General features: G+C 41.6%; 19 protein-coding genes and 1 pseudogene. 14 read left to right on the forward strand and 6 right to left on the reverse strand.

The window, feature by feature from the left end:
- Window positions 1-33 precede the first annotated feature (33 nt).
- Window positions 34-1,350 carry an FADH(2)-oxidizing methylenetetrahydrofolate--tRNA-(uracil(54)-C(5))-methyltransferase TrmFO gene (trmFO, locus tag HWQ40_RS19380; RefSeq protein WP_292780556.1) on the reverse strand — a complete coding sequence of 439 codons (1,317 nt, stop codon included), beginning with the start codon at window positions 1,348-1,350 and terminating at the stop codon, window positions 34-36.
- 377 nt (window positions 1,351-1,727) lie between these two features.
- Between trmFO and HWQ40_RS19385 the strand changes: the two genes are divergently transcribed.
- The 6 genes and pseudogenes from HWQ40_RS19385 to HWQ40_RS19410 all read left to right on the forward strand — a co-directional run bounded on the left by HWQ40_RS19385 (window position 1,728) and on the right by HWQ40_RS19410 (window position 7,048).
- Complete coding sequence (locus HWQ40_RS19385; RefSeq protein WP_292780559.1) at window positions 1,728-1,982, forward strand: hypothetical protein; 255 nt, start codon at window positions 1,728-1,730, stop codon at window positions 1,980-1,982.
- Between the two features lie 303 nt (window positions 1,983-2,285).
- Window positions 2,286-2,429, forward strand: coding sequence for a hypothetical protein (locus tag HWQ40_RS19390; protein WP_292780561.1), 144 nt, complete (start codon window positions 2,286-2,288; stop codon window positions 2,427-2,429).
- A gap of 40 nt (window positions 2,430-2,469) precedes the next feature.
- Window positions 2,470-3,744, forward strand: a complete 1,275-nt coding sequence (locus HWQ40_RS19395) for a ribulose bisphosphate carboxylase small subunit (RefSeq protein ID WP_292780563.1) — start codon at window positions 2,470-2,472, stop codon at window positions 3,742-3,744.
- A gap of 666 nt (window positions 3,745-4,410) precedes the next feature.
- The gene (locus tag HWQ40_RS19400; protein ID WP_292780565.1) at window positions 4,411-4,806 is read left to right on the forward strand and encodes a hypothetical protein; all 396 of its coding nucleotides are present in this window, start codon (window positions 4,411-4,413) and stop codon (window positions 4,804-4,806) included.
- 363 nt (window positions 4,807-5,169) lie between these two features.
- Complete coding sequence (locus HWQ40_RS19405; protein WP_292780568.1) at window positions 5,170-5,919, forward strand: hypothetical protein; 750 nt, start codon at window positions 5,170-5,172, stop codon at window positions 5,917-5,919.
- A 175-nt stretch (window positions 5,920-6,094) separates the two neighbouring features.
- Window positions 6,095-7,048: pseudogene (locus tag HWQ40_RS19410) on the forward strand (DUF4351 domain-containing protein).
- Between the two features lie 120 nt (window positions 7,049-7,168).
- Here HWQ40_RS19410 and HWQ40_RS19415 read toward each other — a convergent pair.
- On the reverse strand, window positions 7,169-7,369 hold the full coding sequence (locus tag HWQ40_RS19415) for a hypothetical protein (protein WP_292780571.1): 201 nt from the start codon (window positions 7,367-7,369) through the stop codon (window positions 7,169-7,171).
- Window positions 7,370-7,469: 100 nt separating this feature from the next.
- Here HWQ40_RS19415 and HWQ40_RS19420 point away from each other — a divergent pair, with 100 nt between their 5' ends.
- From HWQ40_RS19420 to HWQ40_RS19440, 5 genes are all read left to right on the forward strand, one after another.
- On the forward strand, window positions 7,470-7,937 hold the full coding sequence (locus tag HWQ40_RS19420; protein ID WP_292780572.1) for a DUF4870 domain-containing protein: 468 nt from the start codon (window positions 7,470-7,472) through the stop codon (window positions 7,935-7,937).
- A gap of 182 nt (window positions 7,938-8,119) precedes the next feature.
- Window positions 8,120-9,217 (forward strand): Gfo/Idh/MocA family oxidoreductase, encoded by a 1,098-nt coding sequence (locus HWQ40_RS19425; protein ID WP_292780574.1) that lies wholly within the window; start codon window positions 8,120-8,122, stop codon window positions 9,215-9,217.
- A gap of 7 nt (window positions 9,218-9,224) precedes the next feature.
- Window positions 9,225-9,470: an HNH endonuclease gene (locus HWQ40_RS19430; protein WP_292780575.1), complete on the forward strand. Its 246-nt coding sequence runs from the start codon at window positions 9,225-9,227 to the stop codon at window positions 9,468-9,470.
- A gap of 39 nt (window positions 9,471-9,509) precedes the next feature.
- The gene (locus HWQ40_RS19435) at window positions 9,510-9,755 is read left to right on the forward strand and encodes a hypothetical protein (protein WP_292780577.1); all 246 of its coding nucleotides are present in this window, start codon (window positions 9,510-9,512) and stop codon (window positions 9,753-9,755) included.
- A complete protein-coding gene (locus HWQ40_RS19440) occupies window positions 9,694-9,861 on the forward strand; it encodes a hypothetical protein (protein WP_292780841.1) in 168 nt (55 codons plus the stop codon). The genes HWQ40_RS19435 and HWQ40_RS19440 overlap by 62 nt, the downstream gene beginning before the upstream one ends.
- Before the next feature lie 290 nt (window positions 9,862-10,151).
- On the opposite strand, the gene HWQ40_RS19445 is transcribed toward HWQ40_RS19440, so the two are convergent.
- Window positions 10,152-12,869, reverse strand: coding sequence for a DUF3536 domain-containing protein (locus HWQ40_RS19445; RefSeq protein WP_292780579.1), 2,718 nt, complete (start codon window positions 12,867-12,869; stop codon window positions 10,152-10,154).
- A 532-nt stretch (window positions 12,870-13,401) separates the two neighbouring features.
- Here HWQ40_RS19445 and cax point away from each other — a divergent pair.
- Window positions 13,402-14,493: a calcium/proton exchanger gene (gene cax, locus HWQ40_RS19450; RefSeq protein ID WP_292780582.1), complete on the forward strand. Its 1,092-nt coding sequence runs from the start codon at window positions 13,402-13,404 to the stop codon at window positions 14,491-14,493.
- Between the two features lie 207 nt (window positions 14,494-14,700).
- Complete coding sequence (locus HWQ40_RS19455; protein WP_292780584.1) at window positions 14,701-15,843, forward strand: serine/threonine-protein kinase; 1,143 nt, start codon at window positions 14,701-14,703, stop codon at window positions 15,841-15,843.
- A 213-nt stretch (window positions 15,844-16,056) separates the two neighbouring features.
- On the opposite strand, the gene gndA is transcribed toward HWQ40_RS19455, so the two are convergent.
- Complete coding sequence (gndA, locus tag HWQ40_RS19460; RefSeq protein WP_292780587.1) at window positions 16,057-17,541, reverse strand: NADP-dependent phosphogluconate dehydrogenase; 1,485 nt, start codon at window positions 17,539-17,541, stop codon at window positions 16,057-16,059.
- A gap of 216 nt (window positions 17,542-17,757) precedes the next feature.
- Here gndA and HWQ40_RS19465 point away from each other — a divergent pair, with 216 nt between their 5' ends.
- Window positions 17,758-18,495 (forward strand): Ycf66 family protein, encoded by a 738-nt coding sequence (locus HWQ40_RS19465; RefSeq protein ID WP_292780590.1) that lies wholly within the window; start codon window positions 17,758-17,760, stop codon window positions 18,493-18,495.
- A gap of 135 nt (window positions 18,496-18,630) precedes the next feature.
- Here the strand turns inward: HWQ40_RS19465 and HWQ40_RS19470 are convergent, their stop codons facing one another.
- Both HWQ40_RS19470 and HWQ40_RS19475 read right to left on the reverse strand, forming a co-directional pair.
- A complete protein-coding gene (locus tag HWQ40_RS19470) occupies window positions 18,631-19,011 on the reverse strand; it encodes a nuclease (protein ID WP_366934013.1) in 381 nt (126 codons plus the stop codon).
- Window positions 19,008-19,292, reverse strand: coding sequence for a hypothetical protein (locus tag HWQ40_RS19475; protein WP_292780592.1), 285 nt, complete (start codon window positions 19,290-19,292; stop codon window positions 19,008-19,010). Before HWQ40_RS19475 ends, HWQ40_RS19470 begins: the two co-directional genes overlap by 4 nt.
- Between the last annotated feature and the right edge of the window lie 85 nt (window positions 19,293-19,377).

The following is a 19,377-nucleotide window of genomic DNA, read 5'->3' on the forward strand; positions in this document are numbered from 1 at the left end:
GCCCAATGCCCAATGCCCCATGCCCCATGCCCATTAATTATGATTAGCTTTCCAATTTGCCAAATCACTTAAAGAGCGATCGCGGTAACGTCCATAACGTTCTGGTTTACTTTTGATTTTCACTCCTAAATCGGGAAAAATCCCAAAGTTAGGCGGCATTGGTTGGAAATGCTTCGGTGAAGCGGAACTAATAAATTCTAATAACGCACCCATCATTGTTGTTGGTGGTAAAACCAAAGCTTCTTTACCCAAAGCTAATCGCGCTGCATTAATTCCCGCCAAGCAGCCACCCGCAGCCGCAGCAGTGTAACCTTCAGTACCAATCAATTGTCCAGCGGCTAATAATGTCGGACGCTCTTTAAATTGCAAGGTAGGATGCATTAATTGGGGAGCATTAATAAAAGTGTTGCGGTGCATTACTCCCAGCCTGACAAACTCTGCTTTTTCCAAACTTGGAATTAACTGAAAGATTCGCTTTTGCTCACCCCAACGCAGATTAGTTTGAAATCCTACCATGTTCCACAGTTGACCAGCTTTATCTTCTTGTCGTAACTGCACCACAGCATAAGGGCGTTCCCCTGTGCGAGTATCTGACAATCCCACTGGCTTCAGGGGGCCGTAGCGCATGGTATCTTCTCCCCTCTGTGCTAGTTCTTCTATGGGTAAACAAGCTTCAAAAAATTTCGCCGTTTCCCGTTCAAAACCCTTGAGTTCTGTTTGTTCAGCTTTACAGAGTTCTTCTCGAAAGTGCAAGTACTGCTCTTTATTCATTGGGCAGTTGAGATAAGCGGCTTCACCTTTGTCATAACGTGATGCCATAAAAGCAATGTCACGATTAATCGATTCTCCCACGATAATCGGACTAGCTGCATCAAAAAAGCTTAGGTATTCCATCCCTGTAAAGCGTTGCAAATCTTCTGCCAAATCAGGACTGGTTAAAGGCCCGGTTGCCAAAACCACAATCCCTTCAGGAATCGCAGACACTTCACCCCGGCGGAATTCAACTAAAGGATGACTCGCTAAAGTTTCAGTTAAATCTTGGCCAAATTGTCCCCTGTCTACAGCTAGCGCCCCACCCGCAGGTACGGCGTGTTCATCAGCTTTTGAGATGATGATAGAACCCAGTTGGCGTAACTCTTCGTGCAATAATCCCGCCGCGCGATCGCTTGCCATTGCCCCAAAGGAATTACTACACACTAATTCTGCTAAATGTTCTGTATGATGAGCAGGACTAAATCGCTTTGGACGCATTTCATGCAGAATTACTGGCACTCCAGCTTGCGCTATTTGCCAAGCTGCTTCTGTCCCAGCTAGTCCACCTCCAATTACTTGTATCGGTTGTATTTCCATAGTTAAATTTTTAATTCCCATATTATAAGTATCCATCACCATTACAGAAGTCAAATTAAATAAAAAGTGATGTTAAACCACAACAAGTGCAAATAAAGTATTGGGCCAATTGTAACGTTGAGACTACACTCTCAACGTTTTTTCCAATCGATTTTGCCATAATATGAAAAGCCACCGACAGCGCTGGGCTGAACATTTTCTAACTGGCACACTGCTAGCAAGTGCGATCGCGTCCTCAGCCCTTGCCTAATTGTATTAATCAAAAAAGTAGGAAAAGTAGGATATTTTGTATAAACCCTTGATTTCTACTTTTTCGAGGTGATAGATTAAGTATGCATTCAATAACTAGTTAAAAATACGTAATTGGGACGTGATTTATGACTAAAAACAAAATCAAAGATAACGTCGATTTAAATCAAGCTCTAGTTATGTTTATTGAGGAAGTAACAGATGATGAGGTATTGAAAAGTGTATACGGTGGCGCAACGCCTCCTGTTTCACGACTAAGCCCTGAGATTATTGCTGCTCTTGAAAAGCGCGGTATTCAAGTGACTAACGATCCTAACAACCCAAATACATTAACAGAAGAGGCGTTGTCTGCTTTAAAAGAAATTTTGGGTAATCAGACGTAGTAGATATAAACGATTTCCATTAACTGTAGCGATATGCAATATTAGGACGTGTTTTCAAACACGCTGTATTCTAAAAAAATAGATTAATTTAGAGCATTTTGCATCTAAATGAAGTACATCCTTTACCCCCCTTAATCCCCTCGATGGATTGAGGGTAAATTCTCAATCTAGTTCCCTCCCCAATACATACGGGGAGGGTTAGGGAGGGATATTTTTGTACTTCATTAACTTGCAATCTGCTGTAAGTAATCCTGGAATTATTCTAATGGCTTATCAAAGTCATTTGATATTGTAATTAAATCTTTGGCACTACCAAATAACAGCAGTTTTCACTCCTTCCATGCTTGGGAGCCTGTTCAACTTTGGCAACAGACAATCAACCCAACAAATAAACAAGCACAAGCTTGTCTGAAAGAAAAGCGATCGCTATCCCCAAAAAAAACTTAACATTAACCTTAGAAGTGTTAATTTTTCATCACATAAACTCATGGGTTACTACATCGCTCCCCGCTTTTTGGACAAACTTGCTGTCCACATCACCAAAAATTTCCTGAAGCTTCCTGGTGTGCGAGTTCCCGTGATATTGGGTATTCATGGACGCAAAGGAGAAGGCAAAACATTTCAATGTCAATTAGTCTTCGAGAAAATGGGTATCGAGGTGACTCACGTATCTGGCGGCGAATTAGAAAGTCCAGATGCTGGAGATCCAGCGCGGTTGATTCGGTTGCGCTATCGAGAAACAGCAGAACTGATCAAAGTACGCGGCAAAATGTGTGTACTAATGATTAACGATTTAGATGCTGGTGCTGGACGCTTTGACGAAGGGACTCAATATACTGTAAACACGCAGTTGGTGAATGCCACACTGATGAATATTGCTGATAATCCCACAGATGTGCAGTTGCCGGGAAGCTATGATTCCACACCTTTACATCGTGTGCCGATTATTGTCACAGGTAATGATTTTTCCACCCTCTATGCACCGTTAATTCGGGATGGACGGATGGAGAAATTTTACTGGGAACCAGACAGAGACGATAAGGTGGGGATTGTCAAGGGGATTTTTGAAGCGGATGGACTCTCACAGAAGGAAATTGAACAGCTAGTTGATACTTTTGTCAATCAGTCCATTGACTTTTTTAGCGCTTTGCGATCGCGCATTTATGACGAACAAATCCGCAACTACATCCATAAAGTAGGTTTTGAGCAGATATCTTTGAATGTGGTTAACAGCCTTGAAGGGCCACCAGAGTTTAAAAAGCCAGATTTCAAGCTGTCTCACTTAATCGAGTCTGGTAACTTCCTCGTTGGTGAACAAAAACGGGTGGAAAGTTCCCATTTAGTTGATGATTACAATCGACTCAATCGAGGTAGAAATTCTCAATCTGCACCACCTGCTGTTGTGAAACCAATTAGTCAGCCGTCAAGCAATGGTGCAACTCAAGAAGCAAAAACTAATGGATTCCAAAAACAGGAAGCATCCAGTCCACATTTGACTCTAGATACACAAGCTCAAATTAGGGAATTATTATCTCAAGGTTACAAAATTAGTATTGAACACGTAGATGAGCGCCGCTTCCGCACAGGTTCTTGGCAAACTTGTGTTCATAGCCACATTGATGCCGAGTCTGATGCCATCTCAAATTTGGAGGCAACTTTGACAGAATATAGTGGTGAGTATGTGCGCTTAGTAGGTATCGATCCCAAAGCCAAGCGGCGAGTGTTGGAGACAATTATTCAGCGTCCAAATGGGAACAATTAGGGGCAGATACAGCACCACCAACCTATTTTTGATGACAATGGCTGCATTGTGGTTACGCAGTTCTTACTGAGAGCAGGGGGAAAGAGGCTTTTGGGATTTTTGCACAGATGCCGTAATCATAGTTAAAGCAAGGCGTAAGCGTCACCCTTGTTGAGATTGACGCTTACACCCAACAAATTTGGGCTTTATCTTCTTAAGTTGACACCAATGGGTATAGACAGCCCCTACACCCCACGATATAATGTTGTACCGCATCTGAATGGGAACCGCTATATACCTATAGATGATGTCGGTTATTATTCGCATCAACATTGCAATATTCTTCATCAACATTGCAATATTTCTCATCAAGATTGCAATGTTCCTCATCAACATTGCAACGTTCTTCATAAACATTGAAATGTTTCTCATTAACATTGCAACGTTCTTCATAAACATTGAAATGTTTCTCATTAACATTGCAATATTCCTCATCAATATTGCAATATTTCTCATCAACATTAAAGCAATTGCAAAGAAAAAGAGCTAAAAACTGAAAATCAAGAGAAATTACTCAGATTGGTTTGGATTTTTTTGACAAATATAATTATTCACTAATTTTACTGAACCAAAAAACAGTTTTAGTAAGGCAAAGTAGCTTTAGAAACCTCTCTAAGGAATATATTAATGTCTCGTAAAAAACGTACATCCCGTGTTCTCGAAAAAGCTGAGTTGAGATCCGCTGGACTAAAAGCAATTGATTCAAATATGAGTTTTGGTGATGATTGTGATTTGCAAAACTTGAGTCAAGCAATTGAGCAGCTAAGAACTACGCTTGATGCTTATAACACTGCTTTAACTGTAATTGATTCTTCCAAAACTAAAATCGATGCGATGGAAAAAACCCTAAGTAATCTTACAGACAAGATGGTAAGAGGGGTTGCTTTTAAATATGGCAAAGATAGCAGCGAATATGAAATGGCGGGTGGGGTTCGTGATAGTGAACGGGTTCGCAAAAGCAGATTGAGCCGCCTGAAAACTGCTGCTAAACAAGCATCAGATGAAAATCCTAAAACTACCTAATACAGCCCGGATAAAAGCATAAGACAGAGCCAAAGCAATCTTCTTGCAAAGGATGTAGGGAACGAACAAAGGCTACTTTGCTGATTAAAATTATTTTCTCAACTACTGCAATAGGTTATGGGAAACCATAACCTATTGCAATTTTTTATATTTACTAATGCTCATTGATAAACAACAATTATATACAGCTAGTATCATGCATCGTCATGCATATTAGATCGGACATTTTGTAGTTCTGCCTAATATTTTGCAATACTGAAAGTCTTACACCATAGCATTTTCAAGCATTTTACTTGTCTAAATACTGATTAGAGTTTATAGTGATACGGTGTTTTCCGTTCCTTGTCTCGGCAGATTCATAACATGATTTATTCTGGCAAATTACAAAAGTATTTTGCGGGCATTTCTTTGTCTGTAATTTTAGTAGGTGATTTAGTTCTCACCCAAAAAACTGCTCCAGTTTTAGCCGAAACCATAAATACATCGATCGGTGAAGCTGTGACATTCACTTGCAATGATAGTGAAGCGACAATCGCAGCTAAAAATGGCCCCAAAGTAGTTAATGGAACAGCAAGAATTTACGTTGGTTATCAGCAACTCTCAAATAACAAAAACCCTGTAACTATCCGCTTCAATAATGGGATAAAAGCATGGTGTCGTAATGATTACGAAACAACAAATGACGATGGTACAGGTTACGGATTGTATTGGAATGGAGATGATGTTTTATATGGCATTTACTCTTCCACAGGCACTCAGGCAGGTAATGATTTTCGCCGCTTTGCCAGTGGTCGGTGGTTGCCTAGCTATGGTAGTGGAGGCGGGCCAAAAGCCGCAGTTATAGCTCGGATTAATCCAGCTAATGGCCAGGTGAATTACGCCACATTTTTATCTTCTAAAAAGCCAGATAATGGACAAACTAACTCTATACTTGTCAATTATCTATCATGGAATGGCGAAAATTTGACTGTGAAAGCTCAATCATGGTGGAGTCCCCGTAACACTTATACAAATTCCATGAATTGCACTGGTTCATCACCTTATCAATACACAGCCACATTTACAGGTGATTTAAGAAATATGAACTCAGCTTCAGCAAATACTTGTAGTTAAAAGGGAAAAATTCAGCGATAAAATTGAGGAAGCATATTGTTTCCGGTTGTTTGAGAATTAACAAAATCCCTGGCGACTCGAATTCGCAGCCTCAGATACTCGACTTCTCTAAGAAGTTGGGTATCTTGTTGTTCGCAAATGATTTAGGATTACTAGATGGTATAGAAATCAATTAATGAACGAGGAATTGGAAAGAGCAGATAATGATAGCCCCTGGAAAGAAATTTTAGAAGCTTACTTTCCCCAAGCAATGCAATTTTTCTTTCCCCAAACAGCAGAACTAATTAATTGGGAACGTCCCCATGAATTTCTTGATAAGGAATTTTAACAAATAGCCCGTGAAGCAGAACTTGGTAGGAGATATGCAGATAAATTAGTTAAAGTCTGGCAAATTCAAGGACAAGAAACTTGGCTATTAATCCATGTAGAAATCCAAGCAAAATCAGAAGATACCTTTGCAGAAAGAATGTTTTCTTACAACCTGCGAATTTTTGACAGGTTTGCGAAACCTGCCATGAGTTTGGCGATTTTTTGCGATACAGACTCGAAATGGCGACCCAATCAATATAGTTATAGTTATCCCAATACCAGGCTTAACTTTGAATTTGGAACCGTCAAGCTGCTGGATTATCAAAATCATTGGACAGAATTAGAAGCCAGTGACAACCCATTTGCAACTGTCGTAATGGCGCATTTGAAGACGCAGCAAACAAGTAAAAAGCCAGGAGAACGTAAAGCTTGGAAATTTAGCTTGATTCGTCGATTGTATGAATTAGGATTGCAAGAAAAAGATATTCGTAACCTTTATCGATTTATTGATTGGGTTATGATTTTACCAAAAGCCTTGGAAGCAGAATTTTGGCAAGAGTTTAAGCAATTTGAGCAGGAGCAGACTATGAGCTACATTACTACAGGCGAGCGCATTGGTTACGAGCGAGGAAAACAGGAACAAGGACAAACACTCGTCCTACGGCTACTACAAAAACGGGTAGGAGAGTTACCACAAGAGGTTCGGGGACGCATTCAAACTCTTTCCCTAAAGCAATTAGAAGCACTTGGCGAAGCTTTATTGGATTTTACAGTCATTGAGGATTTACTTACCTGGTTGGAAGCAAATCAAACAGCGTAGAAAATTTCTTGATGGAAATAGTTTTTGTCCATTTCATATCAAGTCAGATTAATCACTTACAGCGTATTTCAGGTAAATGAAGTATACGGGTAGGGGCACAACATGTTCATTAGTGTCAACTTAAGCTGAAACTCCTTTAAAACCTCGTTTCCAGCCTCTTGCTGGAAATGCTGCTCCTGCCAGCAAGGGAGGCGGCAGCCCCAAGGACGGCATTCCCAGTTTCCGACTGGGAATGAGACGATATCTAAAAGCTTGTTCTAGGCTGGCTTTCACGTTAAGTTGACACCAATGCCTGACTCCTGTCTCACTTTGACTACGCATTCTGACCGAAAAATACTCAGATTTTAAACTCTTGTTTGGCTTTTTTATAGATAATTACAATGGGGAATTATCTCAGTAATCCACCTACACATAAAAAGCCATGAAAGAAAAACCTAAACAACAAATGCGTATATGGGCGATGTTGTGTCATTTCTCAGCTTTGGTAGGATGGATATTATTGTGTTTTTTGGTATTTCTTGGCATTCCTCTATATTTACCTTTAAATATATTACCTCCACTCATAATTTGGCACTTTAAAAAATCTCAATATCCCTGGATTGATTTACAAGGAAAGGAGTCATTAAACTTTCAACTTTCTTTAACTTTTTACACTTTTATTGTTATAATACTATCCTTAGTTTTAGTATTAACTAGCTTGAGTTTGGCAGTGACTAATAATGGTTCATTTAATGAAATAAAAAATTTTTTAAATAGCTTATTAATTATACTTATATCATTAATTTTCTTCAAACTGGTACTACAATCTTTTGTAGTGACTTTTGCCGCTATTAAAGCTTACAATGGTGAGCATTATCGTTACCCCTTTACAATTAGAGTTTTACGATAAGCCTATCTGATAGTATACTAGATTCAAAAGAAGCGATCGCTAGATATTATAAAGTTAATAGCAACCGCCAAGCAGGAAGAAAAATATTGTCTAAAAAGTTTGATATAACTAGATATTAGATATGATTTATCAAAGAATATTAAACAAAGAATAAGTTGCATAAATATGGGGATAAAAATTATATGATTGGAGTTGCGATCGCAGGCACTGGATTTGGTCAAAAAGTCCACATACCCGGATTCCAAGCACATCCTGGCACTGAGGTAGTTGCTGTTTATCACCGAGATATAAATAAAGCCAAAGCCATAGCAGAATCCCATAATATTCGTCACGCTTACGACTCACTTGCAGATATTGTGGCATTACCAGAAGTGCAAGCCGTCAGCATTTCGACACCGCCATTTTTGCACTATGAAATGGCAAAAACTGTACTGCAAGCTGGAAAACATTTATTACTAGAAAAACCGACAACTTTAAATGTATTTGAAGCAAAAGAACTTTATCAGTTAGCTAAAGCAAAAAGCGTGATTGCAACTGTAGACTTTGAATTTCGCTTTGTACCAGCATGGCAGTTGTTTGCAGAATTATTGTCAGAAAACTATGTGGGTGAGTTACGCCTAATTAAAATTGATTGGTTAGGTTCTTCTCGTGCTGATGTTTCACGCCCTTGGAATTGGTATTCTGATAAAGAAAAAGGAGGCGGTGCATTGGGATCTTTGGGTTCTCACGCCTTCGATTATATTCACTGGTTATTCGGGCCAGTGCGTAGATTAAACGCCTATTTGAGTACTGCTATTCCTACACGAGTTGACCCGATTAGTGGGGAATCGAAGCCAGTAGATACAGATGACAACTGTATATTAACCCTGGAATTAGCCAATGGTATACCTTGTCAACTTTCTATCAGTGCGGTGGTTCATGCAGCAAGAACGCATTGGGTAGAAGTATATGGCGATCGCGGTACATTAATTGTGGGCAGTGAAAATCAAAAAGATTATATACATGGTTTTCGTGTTTGGGGTTCCCAGCCAGGTAAACCTCTAACAGAAATAGAAATACCGAATCGGTTAATTTTTCCCAAAAATCATGCTGATGGTCGCATTTCGGCATTTATCCGCGTAGTAGACCAATGGGTGCAAGGAATTGACCGCAATCAGGAAATTACACCATCACTACGCGAAGGAATCTATTCTCAGTTGTTGATGGATTTATCTCATGAATCGCATCAAAAATCAAGTTGGTTAGATGTACTTAGTTTGGAAGAATTTCTGAGTAACTAGAAAACAGATGAGCAAAACTCCCCGCATTCATATCCCGCCGGAAGTAAAAAAATATGTTTTTCAACGCGACCAATATCAATGCCGAAGCTGCGGTAAAACTAATGTAGAAACTAACCTCAGCATCGATCATATTATTCCCCTCGCTCGTGGGGGTCAAAATGATATCAGCAATCTTCAAACTCTCTGTTTTACCTGTAATCAGCAGAAAACAGATAATATTGACCCGCGTTTCCGGCGGTATTTTCAGCTTTAGGTTACGATGGTATAAGCTATTAGTTTCTCTCTCATTTCTATGCCTCAAAATAAAAATAGCAATTCTCTAATATTTCTGAATATTAGAACTAAGCTTTTTTACTTCTTCACTGTCATAGCTATTTTAGTAGTAGCCTTTCCCTGGCTATATGAGATTAAAACGAAAGCTGGGATCGACATATCACCTGGACGCCATGCAGGAACATTTTTTGAAAAACATACCCGTGGACTCTTCAAGTGTGAGTGGCTTTATCCCTACCATTGCGATCGCTCTCATGTTAAGTAAAGGAAGTTACAGCAGAATTCAGGAGTCAGAATTCAGAAGTCAGAATTCAGGAGTAAAACAGGCTGCATTACCTGGACTTGAGACGAATCGTTGTGTACTTCACTAATTTGAAATTCACTGTCAAAAGAAAAGGGGATAATTTTCTTCTTCTCTGTGTGTAAAATTTTTATCCAAAAATTGACCTCGTTCCCAGCTAAACACCGGGAACGAGGTTTTAACTTAAGTTGATACTAATGTACCCCTATGATATCAAGTCCGGCTAATTACCCATAATAAAAGAACCCCACCCCTAACCCCTCCCCGCAAGCGGGGAGGGGAGACAAAGCGTAGCTTTGGCGGGCTGGGGTTCTCCGGGATTAATAAGTAATCAAGCGGACATAATATGAGTTCCTACATCTATCTCAACTGATTTGAGATCGAGCTGACATCAACAGCTAATTTTTTACCCAACTTGAGCAACTGAAGACACTGATTATCTCCTTCATTAGCAAGGCTAGTGATACACACTGGTGCTATCTGACTTTGCAGACAACTAAAATATAGTTCTTGCGATCGCTGTAGGGAAATATCAATATTTAGTTGATCCCCGACATCAATCAATCGCTCCAATAGTTGGATATCTGCATTAAAACTACCATTGGCATCGTGCAGCAATTGCCAGAGCGATCGCGCAATTAACTGTTCTAACATCTGCTTACCGTCGGGAATATTCAGCCGACAACGCAGATGTTTTGCTTCAGTAGCGATCGCCTCTAATTCTAAGATGTGATTCCAACTCTTTTGGGGATCGGCAATTTCTTGCTCAAGCGATCGCAATGTCATCAGACAGCGATGCCCTAAAGCAATATCTGCTGCTACCTGCAATTCTTGCGGTACTGCGATTTCATCTCGATGAAACGCCATCAGCACACCATAATTATCGCGGTAGGCTTGGGTATACAGCTGCCCTAAACGTGCCAGTGTTTCCTGACTCAGCAGCCCCATAATTCGGTGACGTTCTTCAGCAAATAGATTTTGCAAGCTGAAAGCTTCTTCTCCAAATAGCTGTGTCATCGCCGAAATAGTATGAGCCGCACTAGCTTGTTTTAGTGCGCCAAACAGCTTTTCTTTTAATTGGCTGTAGTTACGCCGTCCAGTAAATTGCTGAATGCAGCAGTGAAAATCCCAGCCTCCCAAATGCAAAACTGCAAATACCAAATGCTCACTTTCCCAAGTTATCTCTGATACCAGCTTTAAATTTCCCACAGCCAGAGTTAGCGATCCCATGCGTTGCAGTTGGTAATCTAGCTCATTGGCAGCGTAGCAATAAACCCGCTTATGGTAACGCTGAGACTGTTTGTCAGCAGCATCTTTTCTTGGTAGGGAATTGTGTGTCTCTGCTGGTTTCTGATTGGTAAACAGGGAAGTAATGGCGTAATGGGCTGCAACTTGCTTAAAGCCAAGTTGGGCAGTTAACACGAGTTGCCGATAAATTTCCGCACCGTGTTTGAAGTCATCCACATTACTGGGGGCTAAACCAAGACGTTTGACGAAGCCTTTTTCTAACTGCACACCTGCCACTTCCCCTGCCAATTCTAAAGCACGGGCGGCGTAGCGCAGAATTTGTGTCCCCTCTGGACGAGAAATTTCTTCAAAAAACCAACCGCAACTAGTAAACATCAACAAAGCGTGACGCTGCATTTCTAACAGGCGCAAAGCGTCTACTTGTTCGGCTGCGGTTAGTTTGTGGGTTTGATGACGGGCGAGGAAACGGTTGACATTGGTAGCAGAGCGATCGCGCATTACTCGGATATATTCATCCCGCGCTAGCCAGGGATCGCGAAATAACTGTCTACCATGTTCTTCATATACCTCAGTTAGCTGATCCCGGAGCCAATTTAGGGCATCCCGCAAAGGACGACGCCATTTCTGATGCCAAACTGAGCCTTCCCCACCGCAACCACAGTCATCCTCCCATCTGCCGACACCGTGGGCGCAACTCCAGGCTGTGACTGATTTTAATTCCACTTCCCAACCAGGAGAATTTAAGCTGAGATAGTGGGCGAAGTTCGTCACCGTCCAACCCTGTTGAGGAAACTCTTTGGTAAAGGCGTAGGCTAAAGTTTTCTCTGTTCCCTTTTTGTGATGTCCAAAGGTTTCCCCATCCGTCGCCACCGAAATCAACTGTGCCAGACGATGATCCCCACGCACTGCCGAACCGATACGTCCGGCAAAGTGACTCGAATTATAAACGACATCACTAAAACCCATATCCCGCGATATCGGCCCATCGTAGAAGAAGATATCAATGTAGGGTAATTCTTCTGTACTACCATCTTTAGGGCTTGTAGCGATCGCACTCAGAGGTGAAGATGAAGTGTCTAGTGTGGGCTGCAAATAACAACGGTAAGGACGGGTGGAATCAATCTGACTACCACCGACTTCGATCCATTCCGGATGGGGATGAGCTTCAGTGGGGAGGGGACGGCAACGCAGTGCTTGAGACGGTGCCAGGACAATGAAGCGAATACCCTCAGCAACAAGAGCTTCTAGGGTGGCGTAGTCTACAGCAGTTTCTGCTAGCCACATCCCTTCGGGATCACGTCCAAAGCGGGAGCGGAAGTCTTCTTTACCCCAGCGAATTTGGGTATATTTGTCGCGCTCGTTCGCCAGAGGCATGATGATGTGATTGTATACTTGCGCGATCGCATTGCCGTGACCATGCAAGCGTTGGCTACTCTTGGCATCCGCCTCTAAAATCCGCTGATAAACTTCCACATCGTAGCGTTCTAGCCACGACATCAGCGTTGGGCCAATATTAAAACTGAAATACTCGTAATTATTGACGATCCCCACCACTTCGCCTTGGTCATTTAAGACTCTGGCAAAGGCATTTGGACGATAGCATTCCCAATGAATCCGCTCATTCCAATCATGGAAAGGTGCAGCGCTCGGTTGGCGTTCAATTGCGTCCAGATAAGGGTTTTCCCTTGGTGGCTGGTAAAAATGACCATGCACCGTCACATAAACACCACTAGCCTTTCTCAGGGGATCGGTTTCTTTGGTGTTATTGGGATCTGAATGTAATGTTAACGTTGAGCCAGAGCTAGCTGGCATTTGGGCAGCAGAAGTCATGTATATTTATCCAAAACAAAAAACTTGCATTTGCACCGAAAACATTGTGCATAAACCTTTCTCCAATAGGTTGAACACAAAATCCGGTATAAACAACAACTATGAAACCCAACTAAATTTTTGACAAAGCGGTTTTATTGTAGTGGGAAATCTGCGTTATCGCACAGCCCTTTCCCTGAAGGCTTAAAATAATTAGCCATTGAACAAAGCCTTAGTTAGGGATTTTCTCTTCTTGGGCGCCAATCAAAATTTTAATTGTCTTTTAATACATTAAACCCTATTTCTGGTGTAAAACTTTGGCTCACATTCATACTTTTGCAACAAAAGATTACGAAAACTCATTATATCGCAATTTTATTTTACACAATATCCACAGTGGCAAACGGAAAACAGTACAATCTCTGAATTGGTCTACAGATGGTTGAGAGTACCATATCGGAGTGTTGAGTGAAAGTGATTAGTTAATTCAACACTCCAAATTGAAAACTTAGGATTGCTCGCTGTGAATGATACCCTCAACTTAAGACAACAAATGTCAACCAAAAACATTATTCTTTTCGTTTTACTACTGTTCATCCCGGTTTCTGTAGCAGCCCATTTTCTAGAGTGGGGAGAATTGATAGTTTTCATCACAGCTGGATTAGCAATTCTGCCCTTAGCAGCTTGGATGGGTACAGCTACAGAAGAAATTGCTGTCGTAGTTGGGCCATCGCTGGGGGGCTTATTAAACGCTACCTTTGGCAATGCTACAGAATTAATCATCGCCCTAGTAGCGTTGAACGCTGGGTTAATCGATGTAGTCAAAGCTAGTATCACAGGATCGATTATTAGCAACTTACTACTGGTGATGGGTTTTTCCATGCTTTTGGGAGGACTGCGCTACAAAGAACAGACATTTCAGCCAATTGTGGCGCGGGTAAATGCTGCTTCGATGAATTTGGCAGTGATTGCCATTTTGATGCCAACGGCGATGAATTATACTTCTCAAGGAATTAACGAAGAAACACTGCAAAATCTTTCTATTGCTGTTGCCGTAGTCTTAATCTTGGTTTACGCCCTAACGCTGCTATTTTCGATGAAAACCCACTCCTATTTGTATGATGTGGGTGTAGCGGAGACAGAAGAAGAGGAAACCCCTCACGCGAAACCAAATATGATGTTGTGGGTGGGCGTGTTGCTAGTATGTACCTTGCTAGTGGCAATTGAGTCAGAAATGCTAGTAGATTCTCTGGAAGTGGCCACATCTCAGCTAGGTTTGACGGCGCTGTTTACAGGGGTGATATTAGTTCCCATCGTCGGTAACGCGGCTGAACACGCTACAGCAGTCACCGTGGCAATGAAAGATAAGATGGATCTTTCCCTTTCGGTAGCTGTGGGATCAAGTATGCAGATTGCCCTATTTGTTGCACCCGTGTTAGTTATAGCAGGACGGGTATTGGGTCAACCAATGGATTTGGATTTCAAACCCTTTGAATTAGTCGCTGTGGTTGTGTCAGTCTTGATTGCCAACAGTATTAGTTCTGATGGTAAATCCAATTGGCTGGAAGGCACTTTGTTATTAGCTGCTTATACAGTGTTGGGGTTCGCCTTCTACTTCCATCCAGTTATGGAAGGTATGAGGTAGTACCGCAAGGCGGAAGTCAAAAGTCAAAAGTTTGTATATCAAGGTTTTTGCTTGTTTAAAATGGTGGCTTGATTTCCGCTGCGCTGTACTAGTTAGTAGTGCGACGCCGAATAGCCCGTCGTAGAGATCGCTCATATTTTAACGGATTCGCAAAAGTCTCCACCCTTAACGCCAGTAAAATAAAGAGATATAAGAGCGATCGCCTGTATGAGCTACTGCCTTAATCCCCATTGTCCCAAGCCTGAAAATCCCGATCATGTCAATTTTTGCGTGACTTGCGGTTCCAAGTTACTCCTCAAAGAACGTTACCGTGCTATCAAACCAATCGGACAAGGTGGTTTTGGCAAAACCTTTTTAGCTGTGGATGAGGATAAACCCTCAAAACCACGCTGCGTAATTAAGCAATTTTATCCCCAATCCCAAGGCACTAACACTCTGGCAAAAGCCGTAGAGTTATTTAACCAAGAAGCAGTGCAGTTAGATGAATTGGGCAAACATCCCCAAATTCCCGAACTACTGGCATATTTTACTCAAGAAAATCGGCAGTATCTTGTACAAGAATTTATTGATGGGCAAAACTTAGCCCAGGAATTGGCACATAGAGGTGCTTTTAGTGAAACACAAATCTGGCAACTATTAAACGATTTATTGTCAGTTTTGCAATTTTGTCACGCCAAACACGTAATTCACCGCGATATTAAGCCAGAAAATATTATTCGTGAGAGTGATGCCGAACGCAAACTAGTATTAGTAGATTTTGGTGCTGCTAAATCTGCCACTGGCGCTGCCTTAAATAAAACTGGTACTAGTATTGGTAGTCCAGAATATGTTGCCCCTGAACAAATGAGAGGTAGGGCTATTTTTGCTAGCGATATTTACAGTTTAGGTGCGACTTGTATTAATTTATTAACAGTGCGATCGCCCTTCGATTCTTATGATACCAACAACGATACTTGGGTATGGCAGCAATACTTGCAAACTCCCGTCAGTAATGAGTTGAGCCGTATTCTCAACAAGATGCTAGAAAGTATCCCGATTCGGCGTTATCAAACAGTAGACGAAGTTCTCAAAGACTTAAATAAATACTCGCAAGTAGCATCAAAGCCAGCGGTTACACCAAAAACTATCCCTCAATCACCACCAAATTCTTCACCCAATTTTGTATCGAAATCTCCTAGTCAACTCGAGCGAGAATTAGAAGAAATGAAAACCCAATTTATGGGTAGCAGCAAACCTCAACCAAGTAAAATACAGCCACAAAACCCCACACCTCAGCCTTCTAGTAAAAGTAAAATAGATGAAGAATTAGAAGAATTAAAAGCTAAATATCTTGGTAATAACAACTCTTAATATTAAGGTGGTGAGAAAGACATAATATTATACATCTAAGAAAGCACATTTAGGCAGCAGAGGGGCAGAGGAAAAAGAGAGAAAGATTGATGCTTTTTCTCTAAAATGAAAATATACAAGTTAAATGTGTATTAGCTTAACAATTAACAGTAATAATTGAACAAAAAAAGTGGCTCTGTAAAAGCCACTTTAAAAGTTACAATTTAAAACTCTCTAATTTGTAGGTGTAGTTGGTTGTGTAGCTTGCATCGGTTCCGGTGTGGAAGTTTGCACTGATGCTTCAGAAATCGGCGTCCATTCGGTGTGAAAGGCTCCAGGCTTATCAAGTCGCTCGTAGGTGTGCGCTCCGAAGTAGTCGCGTTGAGCTTGAGTGAGGTTTTGGGGCAAGCGATCGCGTCGATAGCTGTCAAAATAATCTAATGACGCACTGAATGCTGGTACTGGAATTCCCAGTTTTGCTGCTGTTGCCAACACTTCACGCCAAGCTGTTTGTCTGTCGAGAATCGTCTGCTTGAATTCCGGGGCTAATAGCAGGTTAGGTGGCGCTGGATTTTCGTTAAATGCGTTCTTAATCTTATTCAAAAATCCAGCGCGAATAATACAGCCACCCTTCCAAATCCGCGCCAATTCACCTAAATTTAAGTTAAAATTATAGGTTTTTGAAGCTGTAGCTAGCAGTGCCATGCCCTGAGCATAAGAACAGATTTTCGAGCAATAGAGGGCATCCCGCACCATATTGATAAAGGCTTTGGTATCTCCCTCATACTTGCCAGAAGGGCCTGTAAGTATCTTAGATGCTGCTACCCGTTCTTTTTTGAAAGAAGACATAATCCGGGCGTTCACCGCTGCAATCATTGTTGGTACAGCAACTCCCAAATCCATTGCAGTCTGCACTGTCCAGCGTCCGGTTCCCTTTTGCCCTGCGGCATCAACAATCAAATCGACTAAGGGTAGATTTGTTTCTGGGTCAATGTAGGGGAAAATCTTAGCTGTAATTTCAATCAAAAACGAATTGAGTTCATCGGTGGTGTTCCACTCGGTAAAAACTTCGTGTAGCTGATTATGGTCTAGTCCAGCAACATTTTTCAGCAAGTCGTAGGCTTCAGCAATCAGCTGCATATCGCCGTACTCAATGCCGTTGTGTACCATTTTGACGTAGTGACCGGCGCCACCAGGACCGCAATAGGTTACGCAAGGGCCATCGTCAACTTGGGCAGCAATTTTATTAAAAATTGGCGATAGATACTCGTAGGAGCTTTCTGTACCTCCTGGCATGAGTGAAGGCCCATTTAGCGCACCTTCTTCACCACCGCTGACACCCATCCCAATAAACCGAAGTCCAGCCGGTTCTAGTTCCTGAGTGCGTCGTTCTGTATCTTCAAACCAAGAGTTGCCACCGTCGATAATGATATCGCCTTCGTTTAACAAGGGTTTGAGTTGAGCAATCACCGCATCCACTGGCTTACCAGCTTGCACCATTACTAGAATTTTGCGGGGACGTTCCAATAAGGCAACGAATTCTTCTAGAGTAAAGGCGGCTTTGACGTTCCGTCCTGGCGCACGCTGCGCCATAAACGCATCCGTTTTTTCTCGGGAGCGGTTGTAAACTGCAATTGGGAAGCCATTGCGCTCCACGTTTAGAGCGATGTTCTCACCCATAACGGCTAATCCAATCACACCAAAGCTTTGTAGTGTCATAAAAAATTTCTGGCTAACTCTTGCAGATCCTTTTACCTTAAGGGTAGTCCGATATTTTCCCTTCTCCCCTAAAGAAGACCTTAAGACTTGATATAAACGACAAAAATCCACAACTAACATGGATAATTAATTTTAAATTGTATCTAAATCAACAATTGACTTGCAAAATTTGCAAAATTGAAATAATCAAAGGACGCAGTAAGGAGTAACCAAATAATGCTGGCATTTGTCCTAGCTTTGGTAGTGGGTCTTGGTAGTTTAGCCATTTACATAGCAGCTTTCTTTTTTCCAGAAATCCACCGCAAGAATGACTTTATCTGGAGTGGCGTAGGATTATTCTACGCTTTAGTTTTATGGGTGTTTGCGCCACGCATTACTGGAGGTTTGTTGCTGGGTCATGTGGCTAGTGTGGCTCTTTTGGTCTGGTTTGGCTGGCAAACTCTATCATTACGTCGGCAATTGACTCCACAGGCACAACAAACCCAAGTACCCAGTGCTGAGACGGTAAAAACTGGCATTCAAGAACAGGTGAATAAGTTGTCCCTTCAGGAACGGCTGGTCCAGTTGCAAAAAGGTCTTGGTAGTACCTTCAGTGGCGCAAAAGACAAAGTGCAACAGACTGTGAGTAAAAAAACACCCACAACCCCCAAACCTGAAGATATTACTTCTGTACTGTCAGAGAAACCTGCTATTGAGATTATTGACAAAACTATTGTCATACCAGAACAACCAGCAGAGGAGACAGTTACTACCGACACCAAAGCAAAAACCGAGAGTGTACCGGAAGCGATTCCTCCACATCCCCCATCTCCTGAATTGGTGGAAGCAGCGCAACCAGATTTTGAGATTGAGGATAAGCAACCGATTCCCGTAGAAGAAATTGCGCCGGATGCGGTACTCGCTCCCCCAGCAGAAACGCCACCTGAACAAATACCGCCTAATCAAGGTAGTTAAATTCTGTGAAACCCAGCGTTAACCTAATATAATGTTGGGTTTCACTTAACTTGTTTGAATGTTTTGCCACAAATCGGCTGCAACAAACCTTGATAAATGACCAACATTAGTTGTTGCGATGCCTACGGCGGCAAGCTACGCAACATCTGCACCGATAATAGTTACAGCTTGGGCTACTAAAATTATGTCACCGTCAATCGTCTTATCACCAGCTGTTGGTTGTCCTTGTTGACGAGCTTGTGCCCAGAAGAATGCAGCTTGACGCATTGCAGCTGTTGTGATGGGTAGATATTCTAAAAGTTGATTTAACTCATCTAAACGAGTAATACCTTTAACTTTGTTTGCCCGTAATAATTCTCGCCTCACTTCATAATCGGCGATTTCAGGAATTATAACTCGACTGCCAGAGGAAACTAGTAGTTGCAGCCATTGAGTACAAGCAAGGCTTTCAGCAGACAACTTGGGATTTGTGACTAAACCTAGTGGCCCTGAATCTAACAGAATAACCTGACTCACCAAGTTATACCTTTTAACTCAATAGGGAATAATTTACGATTAGATAAACGATCCTCATCTAAGGCGTGAATTAAGTACTCTCCTGTTTCTTGCTGCTCATTAGCGTCACCTTTATCAATCCAAGACTGAAGCACATTTATCAACTTAGACTGTTTCTCTTTTGGCAGAATATATTCTTGCAAAATCTGCAAAGTATATGTTTCAACAGAAAGCCCTTGCTGTTTAGCTTGTTGTGCAAGATACTGTTCTAATTCTGGTGGCAAGTTCAGGGTTAAGGTCATAAGTCTCTTTTGAGTGACACCATACATTTTAGCTGTGCCACACTACTACAAATTGGATCTTTTTTATTTTGAGTCGCTTGCTCCT

This window comes from Nostoc sp. NMS9, assembly GCF_017114995.1.
Classification (GTDB): Bacteria; Cyanobacteriota; Cyanobacteriia; order Cyanobacteriales; family Nostocaceae; genus Nostoc.